A 26,769-nucleotide genomic window follows, 5' to 3' on the forward strand; every position below is an offset into this window, starting at 1 on the left:
GCCCATTCGCGGTCTAGGCCATGAGCATGCCAGTACGGCCATCACTCGAATCAGTCGATGTATTCGAACAGTTTGACGATCTTCTGCACGCCAGACACACCCTGAACTACGGCGGTGGCGGAGTTGGCTTCCTGCTGTGTCACCAGGCCGAGCAGGTAGACGATACCGTTCTCGGTGATTACCTTGATGCGTGAGCTGGGCACGGCATTGTCGGTCAGCATCTGCGCCTTGATCTTGGTGGTCAGCCAGGCGTCGTTGTTGCGCGCGAGGATGGAGGAGGGCTGCATGACCTGCAGCTCGTTATGCACCTTCTTCACCCGCTGTACCTGGCTGGCGGTCTGTTCGGCCAGGCTCTTGAGGTCGGCGCGCGGGGTTTGCCCGGCGAGCAGGACGATGCCGTTGTAGCTGCTGACGACAATATGCGAACCCTTGTCCAGATCAGGGTTGGCCTTGGCGATATTGACCGCCGCCTTGGTTTCGATCAGCGAGTCGTCGATCTTGCTGCCGATGGTGCGTGTGCCACGATCGTCCTCGATCGGTGAATTGCGGGTCGAGGTCAGTACCGAGCTGCAACCGGTAACGCTCAGGCACAGGGTCAAGGCCATCAGGCCGAGGCGCTTGGGGATCATTCTTCACTCCCGAACAGTTGGCTGTCGATCAGATCGCACAGGCAGTGGATCGCCAGCAGGTGGACTTCCTGGATACGAGCGGTGACCGTCGACGGTACGCGGATTTCCACGTCTTCGGGCAGCAGCAGCGAAGCCATACCGCCGCCGTCACGTCCGGTCAATGCTACGACAATCATTTCGCGATCATGTGCCGCCTGGATCGCTTGAATCACGTTGGCCGAATTGCCGCTGGTCGAAATCGCCAGCAGTACATCGCCGGGCTGGCCCAGGGCGCGAATCTGCTTGGAGAAAACCTCGTTGTAGCTGTAGTCGTTGGCGATCGAGGTGAGCGTCGAGCTGTCGGTGGTCAAGGCGATTGCCGGCAGGCTCGGGCGCTCGCGCTCGAAGCGGTTGAGCAGCTCCGAAGAGAAATGCTGGGCATCGCCGGCGGAGCCGCCGTTGCCGCAGGCGAGCATCTTGCCCTCGTTGAGCAGCGCATTGACCATGACCAGGCTGGCCTGCTCGATGTGCGGTGCCAGGATGTCCATTGCCTGTTGCTTGGTGTCGATGCTGGCCTGGAACAGCCGGCGAATTCGGGATTGCATGTCCATCTGGTGACCTTAAGTGGGGCGGTGGCCGGCGCAACGCGCAACAGGGACCAGCCCGCGATACATAGAGCAAAAAAATCGAAGTGGGTTCAGCATTCGAAGGCGTTTTTCAGCCATTGAAGCGGTCGGCCTGCATGCTGGCTGCCCTGCAGGGCGACAACGTCGAAGCGGCATGGGTAATTGGCCCAGCGGGACTCCTTCTGCAGGAACAGGCTGGCGGCTAGCACCAGGCGCTTCTGCTTGCGTCCGTCGATACTGTCGAGGGCGCCGCCGAAGGCCGCGTGCAGCCGGTAGCGGACTTCGACGAATACTACTGTATCGGCGTCGAGCATGACCAGATCAAGCTCGCCACCTTTGCATCGCCAGTTACGCGCCAGCAGCTGCAGGCCATGCCCCTGAAGGTACTCAAGGGCATGGTTTTCTGCGGCCTGACCGGCGCTGCAGGGCGATGCTTCAGGCATCAGCGGGCGGTATCCGGCAGGCGCTTGACCTGGCCGCCGGAGAATTCCGCCCACGGCAACTGACGTTCGATGCGCTGGCTGGGGTTCATGCTCAGGCTGCCGGAAAGGCCTTGCACGCGGTTGTCCGGCAATGCTTTGAGTTGGCCCAGGCGCGGTGCCAGGCTGTAGGCGTCGACGCCCATGGCATACAGGCGGCCGACGCTGCCGGCAGCTTGCGGCCACTGCTGCACTACCTGCTGGCGCAGGCTGTTGGTGGTGTCGAGCAGCCAGGGGGTCTCGCAGAAGCGGATGCCGTTCATGTCGTTGTACTGGTTGACGTCACCGCTGGCGCTGTACAGGTTCGAGGTGGCGTAGACCGGTACGTCACCGGCGTACTGGAAGTTCAGGGTCGGCTTGATCTGCTGCGCCTGTTGCGGGGTCGAGGCAAGGAAGATGAAATCGATGTCCTGGCGGCGCGATGGCTGCGCGGCAAGGGTGCCGCCTACGGTGCTTTGCAGGCTCTGCGCGCGACCCTCGCTCTGGCGCAGTTGGAACAGGTTGGCGATCTGCTGGGCGAGGGCGACCGGTTGGGCGATGCGCTCGGCAGCCAGGACGGTGCCGCCATTGCCTTCCCAATCCTGGCGGAAGGCGGCGAGCACGCGATCGCCCCATTCACCGCTCGGTACCAGGGCCACGGCGCGGACCATGCCGTCGGCGCGGGCGCGCCGTGCAACTTCGCGGGCCTCGTCCTCGGCGGCGAGGCCGAACTGGAACAGCTGAGGCGGGGCTTTCTGGCCGGCATCGGCGTAGTTCAGGGCAAGGGTGGTGATGGGCAGTTGCGCATTGGCCGCAAGTTTTTTCACCAGCGGTTTTTCCAGCGGGCCGACCACCAGCTGGACGCCGTCGGCCTGGGCCTGGCGATAGAAATCGTCGAGCGAGCCGATGCGCGAGCTGTCATACACCTGCACCGCCGGAGCTTGCTGACCGGCTTGCTGGGCCTGGAAGTGGGCGGCCATGAAGCCGTCGCGCAGCGCGCGGGCGACGCCAGCCAGCGGGCCTTCCTGAGGCAGCAACAGGCCGATCTTGGTCAGCGGCTGGCTAGCCAGTTCCTTGAGCTTTGTCAGCGCCAGTGGCAATTGCTTGGCGGCCGGGTGGTCAGGGTGCTGTTTGCGCCAGGTATCGATGGCCGCCTGCTGCTGCTCCAGGGTGCCAGCGCTTTTCACGGCGAAAGCCAGGCTGGTCCAGCCAGCCAGGGTTTCGTTGCCGGCAGGCTGCTGCAGTTGATCTGCCGGCAGCGCGGCAACCAGCGCCCAGATAGCGTCATTGTTGGCGCTGGCAGCCTGGCCGCTGAGCAGGGGGGCGAGCAGGATGCGCTGCTGGGCGGCGGCCATGGCCTGGCCGTCCGCCTCGAACGCGGCGGCATGCACGCTGTAGGTGCGGACCTGTTGCTCCTCCGGCAGTTCGGCGATGTGTTGCAGGCTAGGGTGGGAGAGGGCAGCGAGTGCCGCTTTGGGCTGATTGCGGCTCATCGCCAGTTCCGCGCCTAGGGTTGCGGCGAAGATCTGCTGGGCGGGTTTGAGCGTGTCCATCGGCACTTGCTCGAGAATGCGTGCGGCGCGCGGGTAATCCTTCTGCTTGTAAGCCAGGTCGGCAGCGCTCAGGCGCAACAGGGCTGCCTCCTCTGAGGACTTGCTGTTGGCTGCCTTTTCGAGCAGTTGCTCGATGCTGGCGTCCGGGGTGCGTGGCAGTTCGCCCAGGCTGGATGAGGGCGAGCTGGCGCAGGCTGCCAGCAGGGCGGCGAGGCAGAGGGCTGTGAACAGCCGCAGGCAAGCGATCATGTAAAGGTCCTGTTACTCGATCAAGTTGGCCGGCAATTGTACCGAAGCGGTGGCCGGGGCGCGATCTTGCGTGATGCAGAACCTTAACTATAGGTGGCTCGGTGCGGGCTGCGGGCGAAGTTCTTTGCGCCCTGTTACCGGCGCTCGGGCTACAATGGCGCCTTTGATCCGAAAGACAGGTGTGCGCAGTGACAGACGTGGCAGGGGCTTCGAAATCTACCGTGGGGACGCTCTATGTGGTCGCTACCCCCATCGGCAACCTTGACGACATGAGCGCCAGGGCATTGAAGGTGCTGGCGGATGTCGCCCTGATCGCCGCCGAGGACACCCGGCATTCTATTCGTCTGCTGCAACATTTCGGTATCGACACACCATTGGCCGCATGCCACGAGCACAACGAGCGCGACGAAGGCGGGCGCTTCATTACCAAACTGCTGGCCGGTGAGGATGTGGCGTTGGTGTCCGATGCCGGTACGCCATTGATTTCCGATCCCGGCTACCACCTGGTACGTCAGGCACGGGCCGCGGGCGTGCAGGTAGTGCCCGTGCCGGGCGCTTGCGCTTTGATCGCCGCGCTGTCCGCCGCAGGCTTGCCCTCGGACCGCTTCATTTTCGAGGGTTTCCTGCCTGCCAAGGCTGCGGGGCGTCGCGCGCGCCTGGAACAGGTAAAGGAAGAGCCGCGCACGCTCATCTTCTATGAGGCGCCTCATCGTATCCTCGAGTGCCTTGAGGACATGGCGCTGGTATTTGGCGCCGAGCGCCCGGCGCTGCTCGCCCGCGAACTGACCAAGACTTTCGAAACGCTCAAGGGCTTACCGCTCGGTGAACTGCAGGCATTCGTGGCCGCAGACAGCAATCAGCAGCGCGGTGAGTGCGTGGTACTGGTGGGCGGCTGGAGCGCGCCAGAGGGCGAAGAGGGCATCAGCGCCGACGCCCAGCGTGTACTGGACTTGTTGCTTGCCGAATTGCCACTCAAACGTGCGGCTGCATTGGCGTCTGAAATTACGGGTGTTCGCAAGAACCTGTTGTATCAACTGGCGTTGGACAAGCAGAAAGCACAGTAGTGGCTATTTGATATAATTTGCGCAATCACTTGTTCTCGGGCGCGCCTGCCGTTAACCTTGTCGGCGGAGAGTCGATCGGACAGTCGCTGCCTTCTTTTGTTCCGCAAAAGAGGGGGGAGGAAAGTCCGGGCTCCATAGGGCAGAGTGCCAGGTAACGCCTGGGAGGCGCGAGCCTACGGAAAGTGCCACAGAAAATAACCGCCTAAGCACTTCGGTGCCGGTAAGGGTGAAAAGGTGCGGTAAGAGCGCACCGCACGGCTGGCAACAGTTCGTGGCTAGGTAAACCCCACTCGGAGCAAGACCAAATAGGGTTCCATCAGGCGTGGCCCGCGTCGGAACCGGGTAGGTTGCTAGAGGCGTCCAGTGATGGCCGTCGTAGAGGAATGACTGTCCTCGACAAAACCCGGCTTACAGATCGACTCTCCACCTCTCTCCCTCCTGCTCAATCGATAGCAGATCCTTCTTGGTAATACCGAAAAAATCTTACTCTTAATAATTTACTTTAACTTCGAACGGCATTCGTTTGAGTGGGTTTGATTTTTCACGTTTTTTTCATCTGCTGGTACTCCTTCCTCCTTCCTATATTGCGCTAAATCTCGGTCCTGTAAGGGTTTTCCTTATGAACGTGCCTTGACGGTGCGGCGGGCGGATTCCTATAGTGTGCGCAAGTGGCAGAAAGTGGGATGAAGTGGGTTTTCTGACACAAAAAAGCTAACATTGTGGGGAATCGCAGCCGTGTTTCGCGGAGCCAACGCCGTCAGCCTCGATGCCAAGGGCCGTCTCGCCATGCCGAGCCGGTACCGTGACGAGCTCGATTCGCGTTGCAATGGTCAACTGATCGTGACCATCGACGCGGTAGACCCCTGCTTGTGTGTTTATCCCCTCGATGAGTGGGAGCAGATTGAAGCCAAGTTGCGCGCCTTGCCGTCGTTGCGTGAGGAAAACCGCCGCCTGCAGCGTTTGCTGATCGGTAACGCGGTTGACCTGGAGCTCGATGGCAGTGGGCGTTTCCTGGTACCGCCCCGCCTGCGGGAGTACGCCAAGCTGGACAAGAAGGCGATGCTGGTGGGGCAACTGAACAAATTCCAGCTGTGGGATGAGGATGCCTGGAACGTGGTTTCGGCAGCCGACCTCGCAGCTATCCAACAACCGGGCGCTATGCCCGACGATTTGCGTGACCTGATCCTGTGACCATAGATAGCGGCTTCAACCACATCACCGTCCTGCTCGACGAAGCTGTCGAGGCATTGGCCCTGCGCGCCGACGGTTGCTATCTGGACGGTACCTTCGGGCGAGGTGGCCATAGCCGCCTGATTCTCAGCAAGCTCGGGCCGCAAGGGCGGCTGCTGGGCTTCGATAAAGATCCTCAAGCGATTGCCACCGGGCAAGCGCTGGCGGCCGAAGACGGCCGCTTTGTCATTGTGCAACGCAGCTTTGCCGAGCTGGGGGCCGAGGTGGCCGAGCGCGGCCTGGCCGGCAAGGTCAGCGGTATCCTGCTTGACCTGGGGGTTTCCTCGCCACAGCTGGACGACCCGGAGCGCGGCTTCAGTTTCCTCAATGACGGCCCGCTGGACATGCGCATGAACCCCGACCAGGGCATCAGCGCCGCCGAGTTCATCGCCACCGCGCCGGTGGAAGAAATTGCCCGCGTTTTCAAGGAGTATGGCGAGGAACGCTTTGCCGGGCGCATGGCGCGTGCGGTGGTCGAACGCCGCGAAAAACAGCCGTTCACCCGCACCGCCGACCTGGCCGACGTGCTCAAGGTTGCCAACCCGGCGTGGGAAAAGGGTAAAAACCCGGCGACCCGCGCCTTCCAGGGCCTGCGCATCCACGTCAACAACGAGCTGGGCGACCTCGAGGCGGGCCTTGAGGCTGCACTCCAGGCCCTGGAAGTCGGCGGTCGCCTGGCGGTGATCAGTTTCCACTCACTCGAAGACCGCATCGTCAAACTGTTCATGCGCAAGCTGGTCAAGGGCGAGGCCGATAACCTGCCGCGCAACCTGCCGGTGCAGCACAAGGTCTTCGAGCCGAAGATCAAGCTCATCGGCAAGGCCCAGTTCGCCTCTGAGGCAGAACTCAAAGCCAACCCGCGGTCGCGCAGCGCCGTGATGCGTGTGGCGGAGAAGCTTCGGTGAGCCGGCTGTTTGCCAAACCTTTGCCAGGCGGAAGCTTCCTGATGCTTCTGCTGTTTGTCGGTGTGCTCGTTTCGGCCATCGCGGTGTCGTACAGCGCCCACTGGAATCGCCAATTGCTCAACACCCTGTACGGTGAGTTGAACGAGCGCGACAAGGCCCAGGCCGAGTGGGGCAGGCTGATTCTCGAACAGAGCACGTGGACTGCCTCCAGCCGCATCGAGAACCTGGCCTCCGAGCAGTTGAAGATGCGTGTGCCTGCGGCAGACGAAGTGCGGATGGTGGCGCCATGATGAAGCTCGAAGGCGCACTCTACCCTTGGCGCTTCCGCGTGGTGATCGGCCTGCTGGCCGTGATGGTCGGTGCCATTTGCTGGCGTATCGTCGACCTGCAGGTGGTGGACCGTGACTTCCTCAAAGGGCAGGGCGATGCCCGTAGTCTGCGCCACATTCCCATTCCGGCACACCGCGGCCTGATCACCGACCGCAACGGTGAGCCCCTGGCCGTCAGTACGCCAGTCACCACGCTGTGGGCCAACCCCAAGGAGATGCAAGCCTCCCGGGAGCGTTGGCCACAACTGGCTGCTGCGCTCGGGCAGAACGCCCAGCAGTTGACCGAGCGCCTTACCCAGCAGGCCAACAAGGAATTCATCTACCTGGTCCGTGGCCTGACCCCGGAGCAGGGCCAGCACGTGCTCGACCTGAAAGTACCGGGCGTGTACGGCCTCGAGGAGTTCCGTCGCTTCTATCCGGCGGGTGATGTCACCGCGCACATGGTGGGCTTCACCGACCTGGACGACCATGGGCGTGAAGGGGTGGAACTGGCCTACGATGAATGGCTGGCGGGGGTGCCCGGCAAGCGGCAGGTGATCAAGGACCGGCGTGGCCGGCTGATCAAGGACATTCAGGTTACCAAGAACGCCAAGGCCGGCAAGACCTTGGCGTTGTCCATCGACCTGCGCCTGCAATACCTGGCCACTCGCGAACTGCGCAACGCCATCGCCGAGCAGGACGCCAAGGCTGGCAGCCTGGTGATCATGGACGTCAAGACCGGTGAAGTCCTGGCCATGGTCAACCAGCCGACCTACAACCCCAACAACCGCCGCAGCATGTTCCCCGCCGCGATGCGCAACCGGGCGATCATCGACGTCTTCGAGCCGGGCTCGACGGTAAAGCCGATCTCCATGAGCGCCGCGCTGCAGAGCGGTCGTTGGAAACCGACTGACAAGGTCGAGGTGTATCCGGGCAGCCTGCAGATCGGCCGCTATACCATCAAGGACGTGTCCCGGAGCGAAGGCCCGATCCTTGACCTGACCGGTATCCTGATCAACTCCAGTAACGTCGGCATGAGCAAGATCGCCTTCGACATCGGTGGCGAGGCCATCTATCGCGTCATGTCCCAGGTCGGCCTGGGCCAATACACCGGCCTTGGCTTCCCGGGCGAGCGTGTTGGCAACCTGCCTAACCACCGCGAATGGCGCAAGGCCGAAACGGCCACCCTGTCGTATGGCTATGGCGTGTCGGTCACCGCCTTGCAACTGGTGCATGCCTACGCGGCCTTGGCCAACGACGGCAAGATGGTGCCGCTGTCGATCCTCAAGGTCGACAAGGCGCCTGAGTCGGTCCAGGCGATCCCCAAGGAAACCGCCGAAACCGTGCAAGGCATGCTGCAGCAGGTGATCGAGGCGCCACGCGGGGTGTTCCGCGCCCAGGTGCCGTTCTATCACGTGGCGGGCAAGTCGGGTACGGCGCGCAAGGCCACTGTTGGGTCCAAGGGCTACACCGAAAACGCCTACCGCTCGCTGTTCGCAGGCTTCGGCCCGATGAGCGACCCGCGGTACGCCATCGTCGTGGTCATCGATGAGCCAAGCAAGGGCGGCTACTTCGGTGGCCTGGTCTCGGCGCCGGTGTTCAGCAAGGTCATGTCGGGCACCCTGCGGCTGATGAACGTGCCGCCGGACAACCTGCCGCCGTCGACCGATCAGCAACAAGTCAATGCAATACCCGCCAAGGGAGGGCGTGGATGATGACGATGCCATTGAGCAAGCTTTTCGCCCACGCCAGCCGTGATCCGCTGATCCGCGAACTGACCCTGGACAGCCGTGCCGTGCGTCCGGGGGACCTGTTCCTGGCCGTGCCAGGGGCCAAGGTCGATGGCCGCGATCACATTGCCGACGCTCTGGCCCGTGGTGCCGCCGCGGTCGCTTATGAAGAGCAGGGCGCCAACGTGCTGCCGATCACCGATGCCCCGCTGATCCCAGTCAAAGGGTTGATCGGCCAGCTGTCGGACATCGCCGGTCGCTTCTATGGCGAGCCGAGCCGTCAACTGAACCTGGTGGGCGTTACCGGCACCAACGGCAAGACCAGTGTCACCCAGCTGGTGGCCCAGGCCCTGGACGCGCTCGGTCAGCGTTGTGGCCTGATCGGCACGCTGGGCACCGGCTTCTATGGCGAACTGCAGAGCGGCCGCCTGACCACCCCAGACCCGATCGCAGTGCAGTCGACCCTTTATGACCTGAAAAAGGGCGGTGCCAAGGCCGTGGCCATGGAGGTGTCCTCCCATGCCTTGGAGCAGGGCCGTGTAGCGGCATTGGAATTCGATATCGCGGTGATGACCAATCTGTCCCGCGATCATCTGGACTATCACGGCAGCATGCAGGCCTACGAGGCTGCCAAGGCCAAGCTGTTCGCCTGGCCGAGCCTGCGCTGTCAGGTGGTGAACCTGGATGACGAGTTCGGCCGTCGCCTGGCAGCCGACTTCGCCCGCCGCCCCAGCGCCGACCATGTCGAAAGCCGGTTGCTCAGCTATAGCCTGGAAAACCCGGACGCCTCCCTGTACTGCCGTGACGCCAGCTTCGATGACGATGGCGTGCGCGCCACCCTCGTCACAGCCCAGGGCGAACGTACCTTGCGCAGCCAGTTGCTCGGCCGCTTCAACCTGAGCAACATGCTCGCGGCCGTGGCAACGCTGCTGGCCCTGGACTATTCGCTGGACGAAATCCTCAAGGTCACCTCGCAACTGCAAGGCCCGGTTGGCCGCATGCAGCGCCTGGGTGGCGGGGACAAGCCGCTGGTGGTGGTGGATTACGCCCACACCCCAGATGCGCTGGAGAAGGTACTCGAAGCTCTGCGCCCGCATGCTCACGGCCAGCTGCTGTGCCTGTTCGGCTGTGGCGGTGACCGTGATCGCGGCAAGCGCCCGTTGATGGCTCAAGTGGCCGAGCGCCTGGCCGACCGCGTGCTGGTCACCGACGATAACCCGCGCACCGAAGACCCGCTGGGTATCTTCGATGACATCCGTCCCGGCTTCACCAAGCCCCTCGACGTCGAGTTCGTCGCCGGCCGTGGCGAAGCCATCGCGCACCTGATTGCCTGCGCCGCCGCCAACGACGTCATCGTCCTGGCCGGCAAGGGCCATGAGGATTACCAGGAAATCCATGGCGAACGCCATGCCTTCTCCGACCTGATCGAAGCCGAAAAGGCACTTGCAGCCTGGGAGGCTCCGCATGCTTAAGCCCATGACACTCAGCCAGCTGACCACAGCACTGGGTGCTCGGCAGGTCGGTGCCGACGCCAGCTTCACGGGTGTCAGCATCGACAGCCGTAGCGTCGCTGCCGGGCAACTGTTCGTCGCACTCGCGGGGCCGCGTTTCGATGGCCACGATTACCTGGCCGACGTGAAGGTCAAGGGGGCTGTCGCCGCGCTGGTGGAGCGTGAAGTGGTCGATGTCGACTTGCCGCAGTTGGTCGTCGCCGACAGTCGTCTGGCCCTCGGCCAACTCGGCGCCCTGAACCGCGCTGGCTACGACAAACCGGTGGTGGCTATCACTGGTTCCAGCGGCAAGACCACGGTAAAAGAGATGCTCGCCTGCATCCTGCGCACCCGTGGCCCGGTGCACGCCACCCGTGGCAACCTCAACAACGACCTCGGCGCACCGCTGACCCTGCTGGAAATCGCCCCCGAGCACAGCGCTGCGGTGATTGAACTGGGCGCTTCGCGCATTGGCGAAATCCGCTACACGGTCGGCCTGACCCAACCGCAGGTGGTGATCATCAATAACGCCGGTACCGCCCATGTCGGCGAGTTCGGCGGGCCGGAAAAAATCGTCGAGGCCAAGGGCGAAATCCTCGAAGGGCTGGGCGAGGGAGGCACGGCCATTCTCAACCTGGACGACAAAGCCTTCTCCATCTGGAAGGCGCGGGCCGGCGCGCACCGCGTCATCAGCTTCGCCCGCAGCAACCCGCAAGCCGACTTCTACGCCACCGGCATCGACCGTGATGCCCGTGGCTGCCCGTCTTTCACGCTCAATGGCGCCGGTGAATCGGTGGCCGTGCAGCTCAATGTACTGGGCGAGCATAACGTCAGCAACGCGCTGGCCGCCGCAGCAGCGGCGCATGCCGTTGGTCTGAGCCTGAGCGGGATCGCCGCCGGGCTGAACGCAGTACAACCGGTCAAGGGTCGCACTGTGGCGCAAGTCGCGCCCAACGGCGTGCGCGTGATCGATGACAGTTACAACGCAAATCCCACCTCGATGTGCGCCGCCATTGATATACTCGCCGGCTTTTCCGGGCGCAACGTCCTGGTGCTGGGGGATATCGGCGAATTGGGCCAGTGGGCGGAAGAAGGCCACCGTCAGGTAGGCGATTACGCACGCGGCAAGGTCGATGCCCTGTATGCGGTAGGTTCCAACATGATACATGCGGTCAAGGCGTTTGGCGCCAATGGCCGTCATTTCGCGACTCAAGCTGAGCTGATCGACGCCGTTCGTGCCGAGACTGCCAGCAATACCACTATTTTGATCAAGGGCTCGCGCAGCGCTGCGATGGAAAACGTCGTGGCGGCATTGTGCGGTGCCAGCGGGGAGAAACATTAATGCTGCTGCTGTTGGCTGAGTATCTGCAACAGTTCCACAAAGGCTTCGCGGTCTTCCAGTACCTGTCCCTGCGCGGGATCCTTGGTGTACTGACCGCGTTGTCGCTGGCGCTGTGGCTGGGCCCGTGGATGATCCGTACCCTGCAGATCCGCCAGATCGGTCAGGCCGTTCGTAATGACGGCCCGCAATCGCACCTGTCCAAATCCGGCACCCCGACCATGGGTGGCGCCCTGATCCTGTCTGCCATTGGCGTCAGCACCCTGCTGTGGGCAGACCTGTCCAACCGCTACGTGTGGGTGGTGCTGATCGTGACCCTGCTGTTCGGCGCCATCGGCTGGGTGGATGACTACCGCAAGGTCATTGAAAAGAACTCACGTGGCCTGCCGAGCCGCTGGAAGTACTTCTGGCAGTCCGTGTTTGGCCTGGGGGCGGCAGTATTCCTGTACATGACGGCGCCGACCAGCGTCGAAACCACGTTGATCGTGCCGTTCATCAAGGATGTCACCATCCCACTGGGCGTTGGTTTCGTAGTCCTCACGTACTTCGTCATCGTTGGCTCCAGCAATGCGGTCAACCTGACCGATGGCCTCGACGGCTTGGCGATCATGCCCACGGTGATGGTCGGCGGTGCCCTGGGCATTTTCTGCTACCTGTCGGGTAACGTGAAATTCGCTGAATACCTGCTGATCCCCTACGTGCCGGGCTCGGGCGAGCTGATCGTGTTCTGCGGCGCGCTGATCGGCGCGGGCCTGGGCTTCCTGTGGTTCAACACCTATCCGGCCCAGGTGTTCATGGGGGACGTCGGCGCGCTGGCGCTGGGCGCTGCGCTGGGCACCATCGCCGTGATCGTGCGCCAGGAAATCGTGCTGTTCATCATGGGGGGCATCTTCGTGGTGGAAACCCTGTCGGTGGTGATCCAGGTCGCCTCCTTCAAGTTGACCGGCAAGCGCGTGTTCCGCATGGCGCCGATTCACCACCACTTTGAACTCAAGGGTTGGCCTGAGCCACGGGTGATCGTCCGTTTCTGGATCATCACCGTGATTCTGGTGCTGATCGGCCTTGCAACCCTGAAACTGAGGTAGACGAGCGTGTCACTGATCGCTTCCGACCAATTCCGCATCGTTGTCGGCCTCGGCAAGAGCGGCATGTCCCTGGTTCGCTTCCTGGCGAACCGGGGCATTGCCTTTGCGGTCGCCGACACCCGCGAGCAACCGCCGGAACTGGACTCCCTGCGCCGTCATTACCCGCAGGTGGAAGTGCGCTGTGGTGAGCTGGACGTGGACTTCCTGTGCCGTGCCACGGAGCTGTACGTGAGCCCCGGCCTGGCCCTGGCTACCCCGGCCTTGCAGCAGGCGGCGGCGCGTGGCGTGAAACTGTCCGGCGACATCGAACTGTTCGCCCGTCATGCCAAAGCCCCGATCGTTGCCATCAGCGGTTCCAACGCCAAAAGCACCGTCACCACCCTGGTGGGCGAAATGGCTGCCAAGGCGGGCAAGCGTGTAGCAGTTGGCGGCAACCTGGGTACACCAGCGCTGGACCTGCTCAGTGATGACGTGGAGCTGTATGTGCTGGAGCTGTCGAGCTTCCAGCTGGAAACCACCGACCAGCTCAACGCTGAAGTGGCGACCGTGCTGAACATCAGCGAAGACCACATGGACCGCTATAGCGGCCTGCCGGCCTATCACCTGGCCAAGCACCGGATTTTCCGTGGTGCCCGCCAGGTGGTGGTAAACCGCCAGGATGCCCTGAGCCGCCCATTGCCGGTGGAAGGCCGTCCGTGCTGGACCTTCGGCCTCAATGCACCGGACTTCAAGGCCTTTGGCCTGCGCGAAGTCGATGGCGAAAAGTACCTGGCCTTCGAATTCGAGGCACTGATGCCTGCGCGCGAGCTGAAAGTTCGTGGTGCCCACAATCAGAGCAATGCCTTGGCGGCCCTGGCCCTGGGGCATGCCGCCGGCCTGCCCTTCGCGCCGATGCTCCAGGCACTGCGCGAATTCGGTGGCTTGGCCCATCGGTGCCAGTGGGTGCGCGAGCGCAACGGCGTGAACTGGTATGACGATTCCAAGGCCACTAACGTGGGCGCTGCCCTGGCCGCCATCGAGGGCCTGGGAGCGGATATCGAAGGCAAGCTGGTGCTGATCGCCGGTGGTGATGGCAAGGGCGCCGATTTTGCCGCCCTGCGAGAGCCAGTGGCACGTTTCTGCCGCGCCGTGGTGCTGCTCGGTCGCGATGCCGAGCGCCTGGCAGAGGCCTTGGGCGATGCCACGCCGCTGGTACGGGTCAAGACCCTCGACGAGGCCGTGCAGCAATGCGCCGAACTGGCCCTGGCCGGTGATGCGGTGTTGTTGTCGCCGGCCTGTGCCAGCCTCGACATGTTCAAGAATTTCGAAGAACGCGGGCGCCTGTTCGCCCAGGCGGCGGGGGAGCTGGCATGATCTTTGGCGTCCTCAAGCCCTATCCCTCGCCGCTGATCAGCGGCCGGGGCATCGATCTGGACTTTCCCCTGCTGGCCGGTTGCCTCGCCCTGCTTGGCCTGGGCCTGGTGATGATTACCTCGGCGTCCTCGGAAGTGGCCGCAGTGCAGTCCGGCAACCCGCTTTACCACATGTTCCGCCACCTGGTGTACGTGTCCCTCGGGCTGGTTGCCTGCGGCGCCACCATGATGGTGCCGATCGCCACCTGGCAACGCATGGGCTTCATGATGCTGGTCGGGGCCTTCGGCCTATTGGTGATGGTGCTGGTGCCCGGCATCGGCCGTGAAGTGAACGGCTCGATGCGCTGGATCGGCTTCAGCTTCTTCAACGTCCAGCCTTCGGAAATCGCCAAGGTCTTCGTGGTCATTTACCTTGCCGGCTACCTGGTACGCCGGCAGACCGAGGTGCGCGAAAGCTGGATGGGCTTCTTCAAGCCATTCATCGTACTGCTGCCGATGGCCGGCTTGCTGCTGATGGAGCCAGACTTCGGGGCGACCGTGGTGATGATGGGCGCCGCTGCTGCCATGCTGTTCCTAGGTGGCGTGGGGTTGTTCCGCTTCAGCCTGATGGTGGTGCTGGCGGTGGTGGCGGTGTTCGTGTTGGTGCAGGCGCAGCCTTACCGGATGGCCCGTCTGATTACCTTCACCGACCCCTGGTCCGACCAGTTTGGTTCCGGTTACCAGTTGACTCAGGCACTGATCGCCTTCGGCCGCGGTGAGTGGCTGGGGGTAGGGCTGGGCAACAGTGTCCAGAAGCAGTTCTACCTGCCTGAAGCACATACCGACTTCGTGTTCTCGGTGCTGGCCGAAGAGCTCGGCGTGGTCGGCTCGCTGGTGACCATCGCCCTGTTCGTCTTCGTCACCGTGCGCGCGCTGTATATCGGCCTGTGGGCCGAGAAGGCCAAGCAGTTCTTTGCCGCCTACATGGCCTTCGGCCTGGCGTTCCTGTGGATTGGCCAGTTCCTGATCAACATCGGCGTGAACGTCGGCCTGCTGCCGACCAAGGGCCTGACCTTGCCGTTCCTCAGCTACGGGGGCAGCTCGCTGGTGATCTGCTGTGCCTGCGTGGGCTTGTTGCTGCGCATCGAATGGGAGAGCCGTACGCACCTGGGCAGCGAAGAACACGAATTCAGTGAAAGCGATTTTGCCGAGGAGACCAGTCATGGCCGCTGACGGTAAAAACGTACTGATCATGGCTGGCGGCACCGGGGGGCATGTGTTCCCCGCCCTGGCCTGCGCGCGTGAATTCCAGGTCCGCGGCTACAGCGTGCACTGGCTCGGTACGCCGCGCGGCATCGAAAACGAACTGGTGCCCCAGGCCGGATTGCCGTTGCACCTGATCCAGGTCAGCGGCCTGCGCGGCAAGGGCAAGCTGTCGCTGCTCAAGGCGCCGTTCACCCTGGTCAAGGCAGTGTTCCAGGCGCGGCGCATCATTCGTCAGCTCAACCCGGTGTGCGTGCTCGGCTTCGGCGGTTATGTGACCGGCCCAGGCGGGGTTGCCGCGCGGTTGTGCGGCGTGCCCGTGGTGATCCACGAACAGAATGCCCGCGCCGGTACTGCCAATCGCCTGCTGGTGCCGTTGTCGGCGCGCGTCTGCGAAGCATTCCCCGGCACGTTCGAGGCCAGCGACAAGCTGCGCACCACCGGCAACCCGGTACGTCCTGAGCTGTTCATGGATGCCCAGCGTGCGCCGCTGGTCGAGCGCCGTGCCCGCTTGTTGGTCATGGGTGGCAGCCTGGGTGCGGAACCATTGAATAAATTGTTGCCTAAGGCCCTGTCCGAGGTGCCCGCGAACCTGCGGCCCGAGGTGTTCCATCAGGCCGGCAAGCATCACGCGGCGGTCACCGCCGAGCGTTATCACGAGGCAGGTGTCGAGGCTCAGGTAGAGCCGTTCATCAAGGACATGGCCCACGCCTATGGCTGGGCAGACATAGTGGTGTGCCGGGCCGGTGCCTTGACCGTCAGCGAACTCGCCGCGGCGGGCCTGCCTTCGATGCTGGTGCCGTTGCCCCATGCCATCGACGACCACCAGACCCACAACGCCCAATATCTGGCTCGGGAAGGCGCCGCCTTCCTCATGCCACAAGCGACAACTGGCGCAGCGCAGCTCGCTGAACGCCTGAACGAGGTGCTGATGCAACCCGAGAAACTCAACACCATGGCCGGCACCGCACGGCGCCTGGCCAAACCTGCCGCAACCAGCACCGTGGTCGATATCTGCCTGGAGGTGGCCCATGGTTGAGAGCCAGAAAGCCATGCCCCAGCCGAAGATGGGCCGGATCAACCGCATTCACTTCGTCGGTATCGGCGGCGTGGGCATGTGCGGGATCGCCGAAGTACTGCTGAACCTGGGTTACCAGGTGTCGGGCTCCGACCTCAAGGCCTCGCCGGTCACCGAGCGCCTGGAGTCGTTCGGTGCCGAGATCTTTGTCGGCCACCGCGCCGAAAACGCTGCCAATGCCGATGTACTGGTGGTGTCCAGCGCCATCAACCCGGCTAACCCGGAAGTGGCAACTGCCCTTGAACGCCGCATCCCGGTGGTGCCGCGTGCCGAGATGCTCGCCGAGCTGATGCGCTATCGCCACGGTGTGGCCGTTGCCGGTACCCACGGCAAGACCACCACTACCAGCCTGCTGGCCTCGGTGTTCGCCGCCGGCGGCCTGGACCCGACCTTCGTCATCGGTGGCCGCCTGACCGCCGCCGGCACCAATGCACAGCTGGGCACCAGCCGCTACCTGATCGCTGAAGCCGATGAAAGCGACGCCAGCTTCCTGCACCTGCAGCCGATGGTCGCCGTGGTCACCAATATCGACGCCGACCACATGGCCACCTACGAAGGTGACTTCAACAAGCTGAAGAAGACCTTCGTCGAGTTCCTGCACAACCTGCCGTTCTACGGGCTGGCCGTGATGTGCCTGGACGACCCGGTGGTGCGTGAGATCCTGCCGCAGGTCAAGCGCCCGACGGTGACCTATGGCTTCAGCGAAGAGGCCGACATCCGCGCCATCAACGTGCGCCAACAGGGCATGCAGACCCACTTCACCGTGCTGCGCCGCGACCGCGAGCCGCTGGACGTGTCGGTGAACATGCCCGGCAACCACAACGTGCTCAACGCCCTGGCCACCATCGCCATTGCCACGGACGAAGGCATCAGCGACGAAGCCATCGTCCAGGGCCTGTCTGGCTTCCAGGGTGTCGGCCGCCGCTTCCAGGTTTACGGCGAGCTGCCTGTCGATGGCGGCAGCGTGATGCTGGTCGACGACTACGGCCACCACCCGACGGAAGTGGCCGCAGTGATCAAGGCCGTGCGTGGCGGCTGGCCAAGCCGCCGCCTGGTCATCGTCTACCAGCCTCACCGTTACAGCCGCACGCGTGACCTGTACGACGACTTCGTGCAGGTGCTGGGCGATGCCAACGTGCTGTTGCTGATGGAGGTGTACCCGGCTGGTGAAGAGCCGATCCCCGGTGCTGACAGCCGTCAGCTGTGCCACAGCATCCGCCAGCGCGGCAAGCTGGACCCGATCTACATCGACCGTGGTGCCGAGCTGGCGCCGCTGGTCAAGCCGCTGCTGCGTGCCGGCGACATCCTGCTGTGTCAGGGTGCTGGCGACGTTGGTGGCCTGGCCCCGCAATTGATGAAAAGCCCGCTGTTCGCAGGCGCCAAGCAGGAGAAGTCGAAATGACCAGCGCCTACGACAAGTTGCACTCGACCCTGGACGTCAAGGCGTTCGGCCGCGTTGCCGTGCTGTACGGCGGCAAGAGCGCCGAACGTGAGGTGTCGCTGAAATCTGGCGCTGCGGTGATCGAGGCGCTGACCAGCGCCGGTGTCGACGTGGTCGCCATCGACGTAGGTGACGACCTGCTGGTGCGCTTGCAGCGCGAGAAGATCGACCGCGCCTTCATCATCCTCCACGGCCGTGGCGGTGAAGACGGCAGCATGCAAGGCCTGCTCGAGTGCCTGGGCATCCCCTATACCGGCAGTGGCATCCTCGCGTCTGCCCTGGCGATGGACAAATTGCGCACCAAGCAGGTGTGGCAGAGCCTGGGTATTCCGACACCGCGTCACGCCGTGCTGGCCAGCGCAAATGATTGTGTTGCTGCCAGCAGGGAACTGGGCTTCCCGCTGATCGTCAAACCCGCCCATGAAGGCTCTAGCATCGGCATGGCCAAGGTGAACAGCGAGCAAGAGCTGGTTGCTGCCTGGCAGGACGCCGCCAAATACGATTCCGAGGTACTGGTCGAGCAGTGGATCCACGGCCCCGAGTTCACCATCGCGGTGCTGCGTGGCCAGGTGCTGCCGCCGATCGCGTTGGGCACCCCGCACGTGTTCTACGACTACGACGCCAAGTACATCGCCAATGACACCCAGTACCGCATCCCATGCGGCCTGGACAGTGCCAAGGAACAGGAGCTGATCGACCTGACCGCGCGCGCCTGCGATGCCATCGGCATCGAAGGCTGGGGCCGGCTGGACGTGATGCAGGACGAGCAGGGCCGGTTCTGGCTGCTCGAAGTCAACACCGCACCCGGCATGACCGACCATAGCCTGGTGCCCATGGCGGCCCGCGCGGCCGGCCTGGACTTCCAGCAACTGGTGCTGGCAATCCTGGCCGACAGCGTTGAGACGCGAGGTTAACAAACCATGCAAGGCGCGATGATACGTCAGCAGCAACCCGTTACCGGCCGCAGCAAGCCGGTGCCACGTGGTGCCAGCCGACTGGTGGCTGACGAGCCCGTATCGGCGCGCCTGCCGCGGCCGAGCCTGGGTGGCCTCAAGCGCTTGCTGTGGCCGGTATTGCTGGTAGCAGCAGGCTTTGGTGCCTACGAAGGCGCTATTCGCCTGATGCCGTATGCCGATCGGCCGATCACCAAGATCGCCGTGCAGGGCGACCTTAGCTACATCAGCCAGCAGGCGGTGCAGCAGCGGATCGCGCCCTACGTGGCCGCGAGCTTCTTCAGCGTCGACCTGACGGCGATGCGTGCCGAGCTCGAGCAGATGCCCTGGATCGCCCACGCGGAAGTGCGCCGGGTGTGGCCGGACGAAGTGGTGATCCGCCTGGAAGAACAGTTGCCGGTGGCGCGCTGGGGCGACGAAGCCTTGCTCAACAACCAGGGCCAGGCCTTCACCCCCCGCGAGCTGGCCAACTACGAGCACCTGCCGCAGCTGTTCGGCCCGCAGCGTGCTCAGCAACAAGTCATGCAGCAGTATCAGGTACTGAGCCAGATGCTGCGCCCCTTGGGCTTTTCCATCGCTCGCCTGGAGCTGCGCGAGCGAGGCAGCTGGTTCCTGACCACCGGTGCTGGCAGCACCGGCCCGGGTATCGAGCTGCTGTTGGGGCGCGACCACCTGGTGGAGAAGATGCGCCGTTTCATTGCCATTTACGACAAGACACTCAAAGAGCAGATCACCAACATCGCCCGCATTGATCTGCGTTACGCCAACGGACTTGCCGTTGGTTGGCGGGAACCGAACGCACCGACGACGGCCCAACCCGCCGTTGCGAAGAATTAGAGAGAGGCAGGACCATGGCAAACGCGCATAGCGGCAAAATGATCGTCGGGCTGGACATCGGCACCTCCAAGGTGGTGGCGCTGGTGGGTGAAGTGGGCGAAGACGGCACCCTGGAGATCGTGGGTATCGGCACCCATCCGTCCCGCGGCCTGAAGAAGGGCGTGGTGGTGAATATCGAGTCGACCGTGCAGTCGATCCAGCGGGCGGTGGAAGAAGCCCAGCTGATGGCTGGCTGCCGCATTCACTCGGCCTTCGTCGGCGTGGCCGGCAACCACATCCGCAGCCTGAACTCCCACGGTATCGTCGCCATCCGCGACCGTGAGGTCAGCCTGGCCGACCTCGAGCGTGTGCTCGATGCGGCGCAGGCCGTGGCCATCCCGGCCGATCAGCGCGTGCTGCACACCCTGCCGCAGGACTACGTGATCGATAACCAGGAAGGCGTGCGCGAGCCGCTGGGCATGTCTGGTGTGCGCCTGGAGGCCAAGGTCCACGTGGTCACCTGCGCCGTCAACGCGGCGCAGAACATCGAGAAGTGCGTACGCCGTTGCGGCCTGGAAATCGACGACATCATCCTCGAGCAGCTGGCGTCGGCCTATTCGGTGCTGACCGACGACGAAAAAGAGCTGGGCGTGTGCCTGGTGGACATTGGTGGCGGCACCACCGACATCGCCATCTTCACCGAAGGCGCCATTCGTCACACGGCGGTGATCCCGATTGCCGGCGACCAGGTGACCAACGACATCGCCATGGCGCTGCGTACGCCCACCCAGTACGCCGAAGAAATCAAGATCCGCTACGCCTGTGCCCTGGCCAAGTTGGCCGGCGCCGGTGAGACCATCAAGGTGCCGAGCGTCGGCGACCGCCCGCCGCGCGAGCTGTCGCGCCAGGCCCTGGCAGAAGTGGTGGAGCCACGTTACGACGAGCTCTTCACCCTGATTCAGGCCGAGCTGCGCCGCAGCGGCTACGAGGACCTGGTGCCGGCCGGCATCGTCCTCACCGGCGGCACCGCGAAGATGGAAGGCGCCGTGGAACTGGCCGAGGAAATCTTCCACATGCCGGTACGCCTGGGCGTACCGCACAGCGTTCGGGGGCTGAGCGACGTGGTGCGCAACCCGATCTATTCCACTGGCGTGGGCTTGCTCACCTACGGCCTGCAAAAGCAGACCGAGGACCTGCCCCTGACCGGTAACAGCAGCAGCAACAGCTATGGCGATGAACCGAAGGCCCCAGTGCTTGAGCGCTTCAAGCGGTGGGTCCAGGGCAACTTCTAAGTTTCAAAGCAGTAGTGGTAGGCGCGACAACTAGAGAACTGTAAGGAGAGGGAAAATGTTCGAGCTCGTAGACAACGTCCCGCAAAGCCCGGTCATCAAAGTGATCGGCGTCGGCGGTGGCGGCGGCAACGCCGTCAACCACATGGTGAAGAGCAGCATCGAAGGCGTCGAGTTCATCTGCGCCAACACCGATGCACAGGCGCTGAAAAACATCGGCGCACGCACCATCCTGCAACTGGGTACCGGCGTGACCAAAGGTCTGGGTGCCGGCGCCAATCCGGAAGTCGGCCGCCAGGCCGCGCTGGAAGACCGTGAGCGCATCGCCGAGGTGCTGCAGGGCACCAACATGGTGTTCATCACCACCGGCATGGGTGGCGGTACCGGTACCGGTGCGGCACCGATCATCGCCGAAGTGGCCAAGGAAATGGGCATTCTCACGGTTGCCGTGGTGACCCGCCCGTTCCCGTTCGAGGGCCGCAAACGTATGCAGATTGCCGATGAAGGCATCCGCATGCTGGCTGAGAGCGTCGACTCGCTGATCACCATCCCCAACGAGAAGCTGCTGACCATCCTGGGCAAGGATGCCAGCCTGCTGTCTGCCTTCGCCAAGGCTGACGACGTACTGGCCGGTGCCGTGCGCGGCATCTCCGACATCATCAAGCGCCCAGGCATGATCAACGTCGACTTTGCCGACGTGCGCACCGTCATGGGTGAAATGGGCATGGCGATGATGGGTACCGGTTGCGCCAGCGGCCCGAACCGTGCGCGTGAAGCCACCGAGGCGGCGATCCGCAACCCGCTGCTCGAAGACGTCAACCTGCAGGGCGCCCGCGGCATCCTGGTGAACATCACCGCAGGTCCTGACCTGTCGCTGGGTGAGTACTCCGATGTGGGTAGCATCATCGAAGCCTTCGCCTCCGACCACGCAATGGTCAAGGTCGGCACCGTGATCGACCCGGACATGCGCGACGAACTGCACGTGACCGTGGTTGCCACCGGTCTGGGCGCGCGCATCGAGAAGCCGGTCAAAGTGGTCGACAATACCCTGCAGACGGCTCAGCAGGTGTACGAGTCCTCCAACCCGGCCCCGGCTCGCCAGGAGCAGCCAGCGGTTAACTACCGTGACCTGGAGCGTCCGACCGTCATGCGCAACCAGGCCCATGCAGGTGCCGCGGCAGCAGCTAAACTCAACCCTCAGGATGACCTGGACTACCTGGATATCCCGGCCTTCCTGCGTCGTCAGGCCGATTAATGGAATTTATCAGGGGTATAAGGGTGATTGGTGTTCAGCAAAGGCCGGGTCTGTTATCATCCCCAGCCTTTGTTGATACCTGTTCGCAATTTGCGCTGAAGCGGCCAATGCCATGATTAGACAACGCACCCTGAAGAATACCATCCGTGCCACAGGCGTCGGCCTGCACTCCGGGGAGAAGGTCTACCTGACCCTCAAGCCTGCGCCTGTCGATACCGGCATCGTTTTCCGTCGCGCCGACCTCGACCCTGTGGTCGAAATCCCGGCGCGTGCGGCCAACGTTGGCGAGACCACCATGTCCACCACGCTGGTCAACGGTGACGTCAAGGTCGATACGGTCGAGCACCTGCTCTCCGCCATGGCGGGCCTGGGCATCGATAACGCCTACGTCGAGCTCTCCGCCTCGGAAGTGCCGATCATGGATGGCAGCGCCGGTCCCTTCGTATTCCTGATTCAGTCTGCCGGCCTGGAAGAGCAGGACGCAGCCAAGAAGTTCATCCGCATCCTGCGTGAAGTGACAGTGGAGGAGGGCGACAAGCGCGCTACCTTCCTGCCTTTCGAAGGGTTCAAGGTGAGCTTCGAGATCGACTTCGATCATCCGGTGCTGCGCAACCGGACCCAGAGTGCAAGCGTCGACTTCTCCAGCACGTCCTTCGTGAAGGAAGTCAGCCGCGCCCGCACCTTCGGCTTCATGCGTGACATCGAGTACCTGCGCAAGCACAACCTTGCGCTGGGCGGCAGTGTCGAGAACGCCATCGTGGTGGACGAAGACGGTGTGCTCAACGAAGACGGTCTTCGCTACGAAGACGAATTCGTCAAGCACAAGATCCTCGATGCCATCGGCGACCTGTACCTGCTGGGTAACAGCCTGATCGGCGAGTTCAAGGGCTTCAAGTCCGGGCACGCGCTGAACAACCAGCTGTTGCGCAAGCTCATCAAAGAAACCGATGCCTGGGAAGTGGTCACTTTCGAAGATGCCAGTACGGCACCGATCTCTTATATGCGCCCTGTTGCGGCCGTGTAAGTTCGAACACTCTCTCTAGTGATTAAGGCCACCTTCGGGTGGCCTTTTTTATGGCCGCAGGTTCAGCTTTTGCCCTTGGCATGACTGGCCAGGCGCTGCAGGGCCTCGCGCAGCCTAGGGTCGCTGATGCCCTCTGCGGAGCCGCGAATGCTCTCGGCTGCCGTGTTCGACAGCGTGGTCGCGTTGCCGCCGCGTCTGGCCGGAACCAATGGCGGCTGCACCTTGTACAGAATGCGCTGCAGGTTGCCGAACGCCTCCAGTGCCTGGAGCTGACGCATCAGGCGCTTCTGCTGGTAGCGCAGGCGTGTGGCCCAATGCCCATCGGTGACCACCAGCAGCAAGGTGCCATCGCGCCACGAGGCCACATGGCAATGCTCGCGGGCAGCCGGTTGCAGCTGGCTTTCCAGCAAGCGCTGCAGGTGCTCCAGGCGCTCGGCCTGGTTCAGCAGCAGGCGCAATGGGCGGACCTGACGCAGCAACGCGGACGGTGGCTGGGCGGGGGAGGGTTTGTAGGCCATGGGAATACGCATGAGGTTACAAGATACGCAGTCTACCACCACTGGTGCCTGGACCGGCCCAATCAGCAACAAGCACCGTTCTTGATACGTTTCATCAACCTCTGGGTTGAACTCAGGGAAAATGCCCTTATCTTAGAAACGCCCCCGCCAAAGCGCTGTGCCAGCATCGTGGAAATCCACCACTTTCCTCACCATCGTTTCCGGGTAGAATGCTCGTTCGCATGCGGCCTCAGGGCTGCACGGGCGACTCATGGGGCCGCCCTCCATCCCTACGTGTGGAAGATCCTGCCGATATGTTTGCGCCTTTGTTAAAAAAACTTTTTGGAAGCAAGAACGAGCGTGAAGTCAAACGCATGCTCAAGACGGTGAACATCGTCAATGCCTTCGAAGAGAAGATGGTGGCCCTCTCCGATGAGCAACTGCGGGGCAAGACCGCAGAGTTCAAGGAGCGCCTGGCCAAAGGCGAGACACTGGACCAACTGCTGCCTGAAGCCTTCGCCGTGGCCCGGGAGGCCGGTAAGCGCGTCATGGGCATGCGCCACTTCGACGTGCAGCTGATCGGCGGCATGACCCTGCACGAGGGCATGATCGCAGAAATGCGTACCGGTGAAGGCAAGACCTTGGTCGGTACCCTGGCCGTTTACCTCAACGCGCTTTCCGGCAAGGGCGTGCACGTGGTCACCGTCAACGACTACCTGGCCCGCCGTGACGCCAACTGGATGCGCCCGCTGTACGAATTCCTCGGCCTCACCGTCGGCATCGTCTCTGCCTTCCAGCCGCCTGAAGAAAAGCGCGCCGCGTACGCGTCCGACATCACCTATGGCACCAACAACGAGTTCGGCTTCGACTACCTGCGCGACAACATGGCGTTCAGCCAGGAAGAGAAGTTCCAGCGTGAACTCAACTTCGCCGTGATCGACGAAGTCGACTCGATCCTCATCGACGAAGCCCGTACCCCGTTGATCATCTCCGGCCAGGCCGAAGACAGCTCCAAGCTGTACATCGAGATCAACCGCCTGATCCCGCGCCTGACCCAGCACATCGAAGAAGTCGAAGGGCAGGTTACCCAGGAAGGCCACTTCACCATCGACGAGAAGAGCCGCCAGGTCGAGCTCAACGAAGCCGGTCACCAGTTCATCGAAGAGATGCTCACCCAGGCTGGCCTGCTGGCCGAAGGCGAAAGCCTCTACTCGGCGCATAACCTGGGCCTGCTGACCCACGTCTACGCTGGCCTGCGCGCGCACAAACTGTTCCACCGCAACGTCGAGTACATCGTTCAGGATGGCCAGGTCCTGCTGATCGACGAGCACACCGGCCGTACCATGCCGGGCCGCCGTCTGTCCGAAGGCCTGCACCAGGCCATCGAAGCGAAAGAGAACCTGAACATCCAGGCCGAGAGCCAGACCCTGGCCTCGACCACCTTCCAGAACTATTTCCGTCTCTATACCAAGCTGTCCGGCATGACCGGTACCGCCGATACCGAAGCGTTCGAGTTCCAGTCGATCTACGGCCTGAACGTGATGGTCATCCCGCCGAACAAGCCGCTGGCGCGTAAGGACTTCAACGACCTGGTGTACCTGACCGCCGACGAGAAATACGCCGCGATCATCGCCGACATCAAGGAAAGCATGACCCACGGCCGCCCCGTGCTGGTGGGTACTGCGACCATTGAAACCTCCGAGCACATGTCGAACCTGCTGAAAAAAGAAGGTATCGACCACAAGGTACTGAACGCCAAGTACCACGAGAAGGAAGCCGAGATCATCGCCCAGGCCGGCGCCCCAGGTGCGCTGACCATCGCCACCAACATGGCCGGCCGTGGTACCGACATCCTGCTGGGTGGCAACTGGGAAGCCGAAGTGGCTGCGCTGGATAACCCCACTGCCGAGCAGATCGCACAGATCAAGGCCGACTGGCAGAAGCGTCACCAGCAGGTGATCGAGTCGGGCGGCCTGCATGTGATCGCGTCCGAGCGCCATGAATCCCGTCGTATCGACAACCAGCTGCGTGGCCGTTCCGGCCGTCAGGGCGACCCGGGCTCCAGCCGCTTCTACCTGTCGCTGGAAGACAGCCTGATGCGCATCTTCGCCTCTGACCGGGTGAAGAACTTCATGAAGGCGCTGGGCATGCAGTCCGGCGAGGCCATCGAGCACCGTATGGTCACCAACGCCATCGAAAAGGCCCAACGCAAGGTCGAAGGCCGCAACTTCGACATTCGTAAGCAACTGCTCGAATACGATGACGTGGCCAACGAACAGCGCAAGGTGATCTACCACATGCGCAACAGCCTGTTGGCGGCCGAAAACATCGGCGACACCATCGAAGAGTTCCGCAAGGAAGTGCTCGACGCTACCATCAGCCAGCACATCCCGCCGCAATCGCTGCCTGAACAATGGGACGTGGCTGGGCTGGAAGCTGCGCTTTCCAGCGATTTCGCCATGAAACTGCCGATTCAGCAGTGGCTTGACGAGGACGAGCACCTCTACGAGGAAACCCTGCGCGAGAAGCTGCTGAACGAGATCACCAGCGCTTACACCGAGAAGGAAGACCAGGCCGGTATCGATGCCCTGCGCACCTTCGAGAAGCAGATCCTGCTGCGCGTGCTGGACGACCTGTGGAAAGACCACCTGTCGACCATGGACCACCTGCGTCACGGTATCCACCTGCGTGGTTATGCGCAGAAGAACCCGAAGCAGGAATACAAGCGCGAGTCCTTCGCCCTGTTCCAGGAGCTGCTTGAGTCGATCAAGCGCGACACCATCCGCGTGCTGTCGCACGTTCAGGTGCGCCGCGAAGACCCGGTCGAAGAGGAAGCTCGCTTGCGCCGCGAAGCCGAGGAACTGGCCAGCCGCATGCAGTTCCAGCATGCGGCCGCACCCGGTCTGGAGAGCGAGCAACTGAGCGAAGAGGGCGCTGAAGTGGCCGTGGCCGCTGCCCCGGTACGCAACGATCAGAAGCTGGGCCGCAACGAACCGTGCTGGTGTGGTTCGGGTAAGAAGTTCAAGCACTGCCATGGTCAGATTGAATGATCTGATCCACCCGCAGTAACGTGACAAAACCGGGGCCGCTGTGCGGCCCATTCGCGGCACAAGGCCGCTCCCACAGGGACCGCGTGCGTTCTTGTGGGAGCGGCCTTGTGCCGCGTATGGGACGCGA

23 protein-coding genes and 1 other RNA gene are annotated in these 26,769 nt (G+C 63.1%); 19 read left to right on the forward strand and 5 right to left on the reverse strand.

Features of this window, described 5'->3' with window-relative positions; genetic code table 11:
* Nucleotides 1-50: 50 nt before the first annotated feature.
* From APH34_RS00725 to APH34_RS00740, 4 genes are all read right to left on the reverse strand, one after another.
* Nucleotides 51-629 (reverse strand): BON domain-containing protein, encoded by a 579-nt coding sequence (locus APH34_RS00725; RefSeq protein ID WP_054899255.1) that lies wholly within the window; start codon nt 627-629, stop codon nt 51-53.
* Nucleotides 626-1,219, reverse strand: coding sequence for a phosphoheptose isomerase (locus APH34_RS00730; RefSeq protein WP_012274070.1), 594 nt, complete (start codon nt 1,217-1,219; stop codon nt 626-628). Before APH34_RS00730 ends, APH34_RS00725 begins: the two co-directional genes overlap by 4 nt.
* 86 nt (nt 1,220-1,305) lie before the next feature.
* Nucleotides 1,306-1,677: a YraN family protein gene (locus APH34_RS00735; protein ID WP_054899256.1), complete on the reverse strand. Its 372-nt coding sequence runs from the start codon at nt 1,675-1,677 to the stop codon at nt 1,306-1,308.
* Nucleotides 1,677-3,494 (reverse strand): penicillin-binding protein activator, encoded by a 1,818-nt coding sequence (locus APH34_RS00740; RefSeq protein ID WP_054899257.1) that lies wholly within the window; start codon nt 3,492-3,494, stop codon nt 1,677-1,679. Before APH34_RS00740 ends, APH34_RS00735 begins: the two co-directional genes overlap by 1 nt.
* Before the next feature lie 188 nt (nt 3,495-3,682).
* Here APH34_RS00740 and rsmI point away from each other — a divergent pair, with 188 nt between their 5' ends.
* The 18 genes from rsmI to lpxC all read left to right on the forward strand — a co-directional run bounded on the left by rsmI (nt 3,683) and on the right by lpxC (nt 23,095).
* Nucleotides 3,683-4,558: a 16S rRNA (cytidine(1402)-2'-O)-methyltransferase gene (gene rsmI / locus APH34_RS00745; RefSeq protein WP_054899258.1), complete on the forward strand. Its 876-nt coding sequence runs from the start codon at nt 3,683-3,685 to the stop codon at nt 4,556-4,558.
* 67 nt (nt 4,559-4,625) lie between these two features.
* An RNA gene (rnpB, locus tag APH34_RS02075) (RNase P RNA component class A) lies at nt 4,626-4,985 on the forward strand.
* Between the two features lie 308 nt (nt 4,986-5,293).
* On the forward strand, nt 5,294-5,749 hold the full coding sequence (gene mraZ / locus APH34_RS00750) for a division/cell wall cluster transcriptional repressor MraZ (protein ID WP_016395508.1): 456 nt from the start codon (nt 5,294-5,296) through the stop codon (nt 5,747-5,749).
* Nucleotides 5,746-6,693 (forward strand): 16S rRNA (cytosine(1402)-N(4))-methyltransferase RsmH, encoded by a 948-nt coding sequence (rsmH, locus tag APH34_RS00755; RefSeq protein WP_054899259.1) that lies wholly within the window; start codon nt 5,746-5,748, stop codon nt 6,691-6,693. The genes mraZ and rsmH overlap by 4 nt, the downstream gene beginning before the upstream one ends.
* Nucleotides 6,690-6,983, forward strand: a complete 294-nt coding sequence (gene ftsL / locus APH34_RS00760; protein ID WP_054899260.1) for a cell division protein FtsL — start codon at nt 6,690-6,692, stop codon at nt 6,981-6,983. Before rsmH ends, ftsL begins: the two co-directional genes overlap by 4 nt.
* Nucleotides 6,983-8,716, forward strand: coding sequence for a penicillin-binding protein 2 (locus APH34_RS00765; RefSeq protein ID WP_177337009.1), 1,734 nt, complete (start codon nt 6,983-6,985; stop codon nt 8,714-8,716). Before ftsL ends, APH34_RS00765 begins: the two co-directional genes overlap by 1 nt.
* Entirely contained in the window at nt 8,713-10,203 is a 1,491-nt protein-coding gene (locus APH34_RS00770; protein ID WP_371263282.1) for a UDP-N-acetylmuramoyl-L-alanyl-D-glutamate--2,6-diaminopimelate ligase, read from the forward strand. Before APH34_RS00765 ends, APH34_RS00770 begins: the two co-directional genes overlap by 4 nt.
* On the forward strand, nt 10,196-11,563 hold the full coding sequence (gene murF, locus APH34_RS00775) for a UDP-N-acetylmuramoyl-tripeptide--D-alanyl-D-alanine ligase (RefSeq protein ID WP_054899262.1): 1,368 nt from the start codon (nt 10,196-10,198) through the stop codon (nt 11,561-11,563). Before APH34_RS00770 ends, murF begins: the two co-directional genes overlap by 8 nt.
* Entirely contained in the window at nt 11,563-12,645 is a 1,083-nt protein-coding gene (gene mraY, locus APH34_RS00780) for a phospho-N-acetylmuramoyl-pentapeptide-transferase (RefSeq protein ID WP_054899263.1), read from the forward strand. Before murF ends, mraY begins: the two co-directional genes overlap by 1 nt.
* 6 nt (nt 12,646-12,651) lie before the next feature.
* Complete coding sequence (gene murD / locus APH34_RS00785; protein WP_054899264.1) at nt 12,652-13,998, forward strand: UDP-N-acetylmuramoyl-L-alanine--D-glutamate ligase; 1,347 nt, start codon at nt 12,652-12,654, stop codon at nt 13,996-13,998.
* On the forward strand, nt 13,998-15,209 hold the full coding sequence (ftsW, locus tag APH34_RS00790) for a putative lipid II flippase FtsW (RefSeq protein WP_176514911.1): 1,212 nt from the start codon (nt 13,998-14,000) through the stop codon (nt 15,207-15,209). Before murD ends, ftsW begins: the two co-directional genes overlap by 1 nt.
* On the forward strand, nt 15,199-16,278 hold the full coding sequence (murG, locus tag APH34_RS00795; protein WP_054899266.1) for an undecaprenyldiphospho-muramoylpentapeptide beta-N-acetylglucosaminyltransferase: 1,080 nt from the start codon (nt 15,199-15,201) through the stop codon (nt 16,276-16,278). The genes ftsW and murG overlap by 11 nt, the downstream gene beginning before the upstream one ends.
* Nucleotides 16,271-17,719 carry a UDP-N-acetylmuramate--L-alanine ligase gene (gene murC, locus APH34_RS00800; protein WP_054899267.1) on the forward strand — a complete coding sequence of 483 codons (1,449 nt, stop codon included), beginning with the start codon at nt 16,271-16,273 and terminating at the stop codon, nt 17,717-17,719. Before murG ends, murC begins: the two co-directional genes overlap by 8 nt.
* On the forward strand, nt 17,716-18,672 hold the full coding sequence (locus APH34_RS00805; protein ID WP_054899268.1) for a D-alanine--D-alanine ligase: 957 nt from the start codon (nt 17,716-17,718) through the stop codon (nt 18,670-18,672). The genes murC and APH34_RS00805 overlap by 4 nt, the downstream gene beginning before the upstream one ends.
* A gap of 6 nt (nt 18,673-18,678) precedes the next feature.
* A complete protein-coding gene (locus APH34_RS00810; protein WP_054899269.1) occupies nt 18,679-19,548 on the forward strand; it encodes a cell division protein FtsQ/DivIB in 870 nt (289 codons plus the stop codon).
* 14 nt (nt 19,549-19,562) lie between these two features.
* A complete protein-coding gene (ftsA, locus tag APH34_RS00815) occupies nt 19,563-20,819 on the forward strand; it encodes a cell division protein FtsA (RefSeq protein ID WP_051098537.1) in 1,257 nt (418 codons plus the stop codon).
* Between the two features lie 55 nt (nt 20,820-20,874).
* Nucleotides 20,875-22,071 (forward strand): cell division protein FtsZ, encoded by a 1,197-nt coding sequence (gene ftsZ / locus APH34_RS00820; RefSeq protein WP_054899270.1) that lies wholly within the window; start codon nt 20,875-20,877, stop codon nt 22,069-22,071.
* Nucleotides 22,072-22,183: 112 nt separating this feature from the next.
* Nucleotides 22,184-23,095 carry a UDP-3-O-acyl-N-acetylglucosamine deacetylase gene (gene lpxC / locus APH34_RS00825; RefSeq protein ID WP_054899271.1) on the forward strand — a complete coding sequence of 304 codons (912 nt, stop codon included), beginning with the start codon at nt 22,184-22,186 and terminating at the stop codon, nt 23,093-23,095.
* 62 nt (nt 23,096-23,157) lie between these two features.
* Here the strand turns inward: lpxC and APH34_RS00830 are convergent, their stop codons facing one another.
* Nucleotides 23,158-23,613: a DUF721 domain-containing protein gene (locus APH34_RS00830; protein ID WP_054899272.1), complete on the reverse strand. Its 456-nt coding sequence runs from the start codon at nt 23,611-23,613 to the stop codon at nt 23,158-23,160.
* Nucleotides 23,614-23,906: 293 nt separating this feature from the next.
* Here APH34_RS00830 and secA point away from each other — a divergent pair, with 293 nt between their 5' ends.
* Entirely contained in the window at nt 23,907-26,642 is a 2,736-nt protein-coding gene (gene secA / locus APH34_RS00835; RefSeq protein WP_054899273.1) for a preprotein translocase subunit SecA, read from the forward strand.
* Nucleotides 26,643-26,769 lie beyond the last annotated feature (127 nt).

The sequence above is a fragment of the Pseudomonas sp. NBRC 111131 genome (assembly GCF_001320525.1).
Lineage (GTDB): Bacteria > Pseudomonadota > Gammaproteobacteria > Pseudomonadales > Pseudomonadaceae > Aquipseudomonas > Aquipseudomonas ceruminis.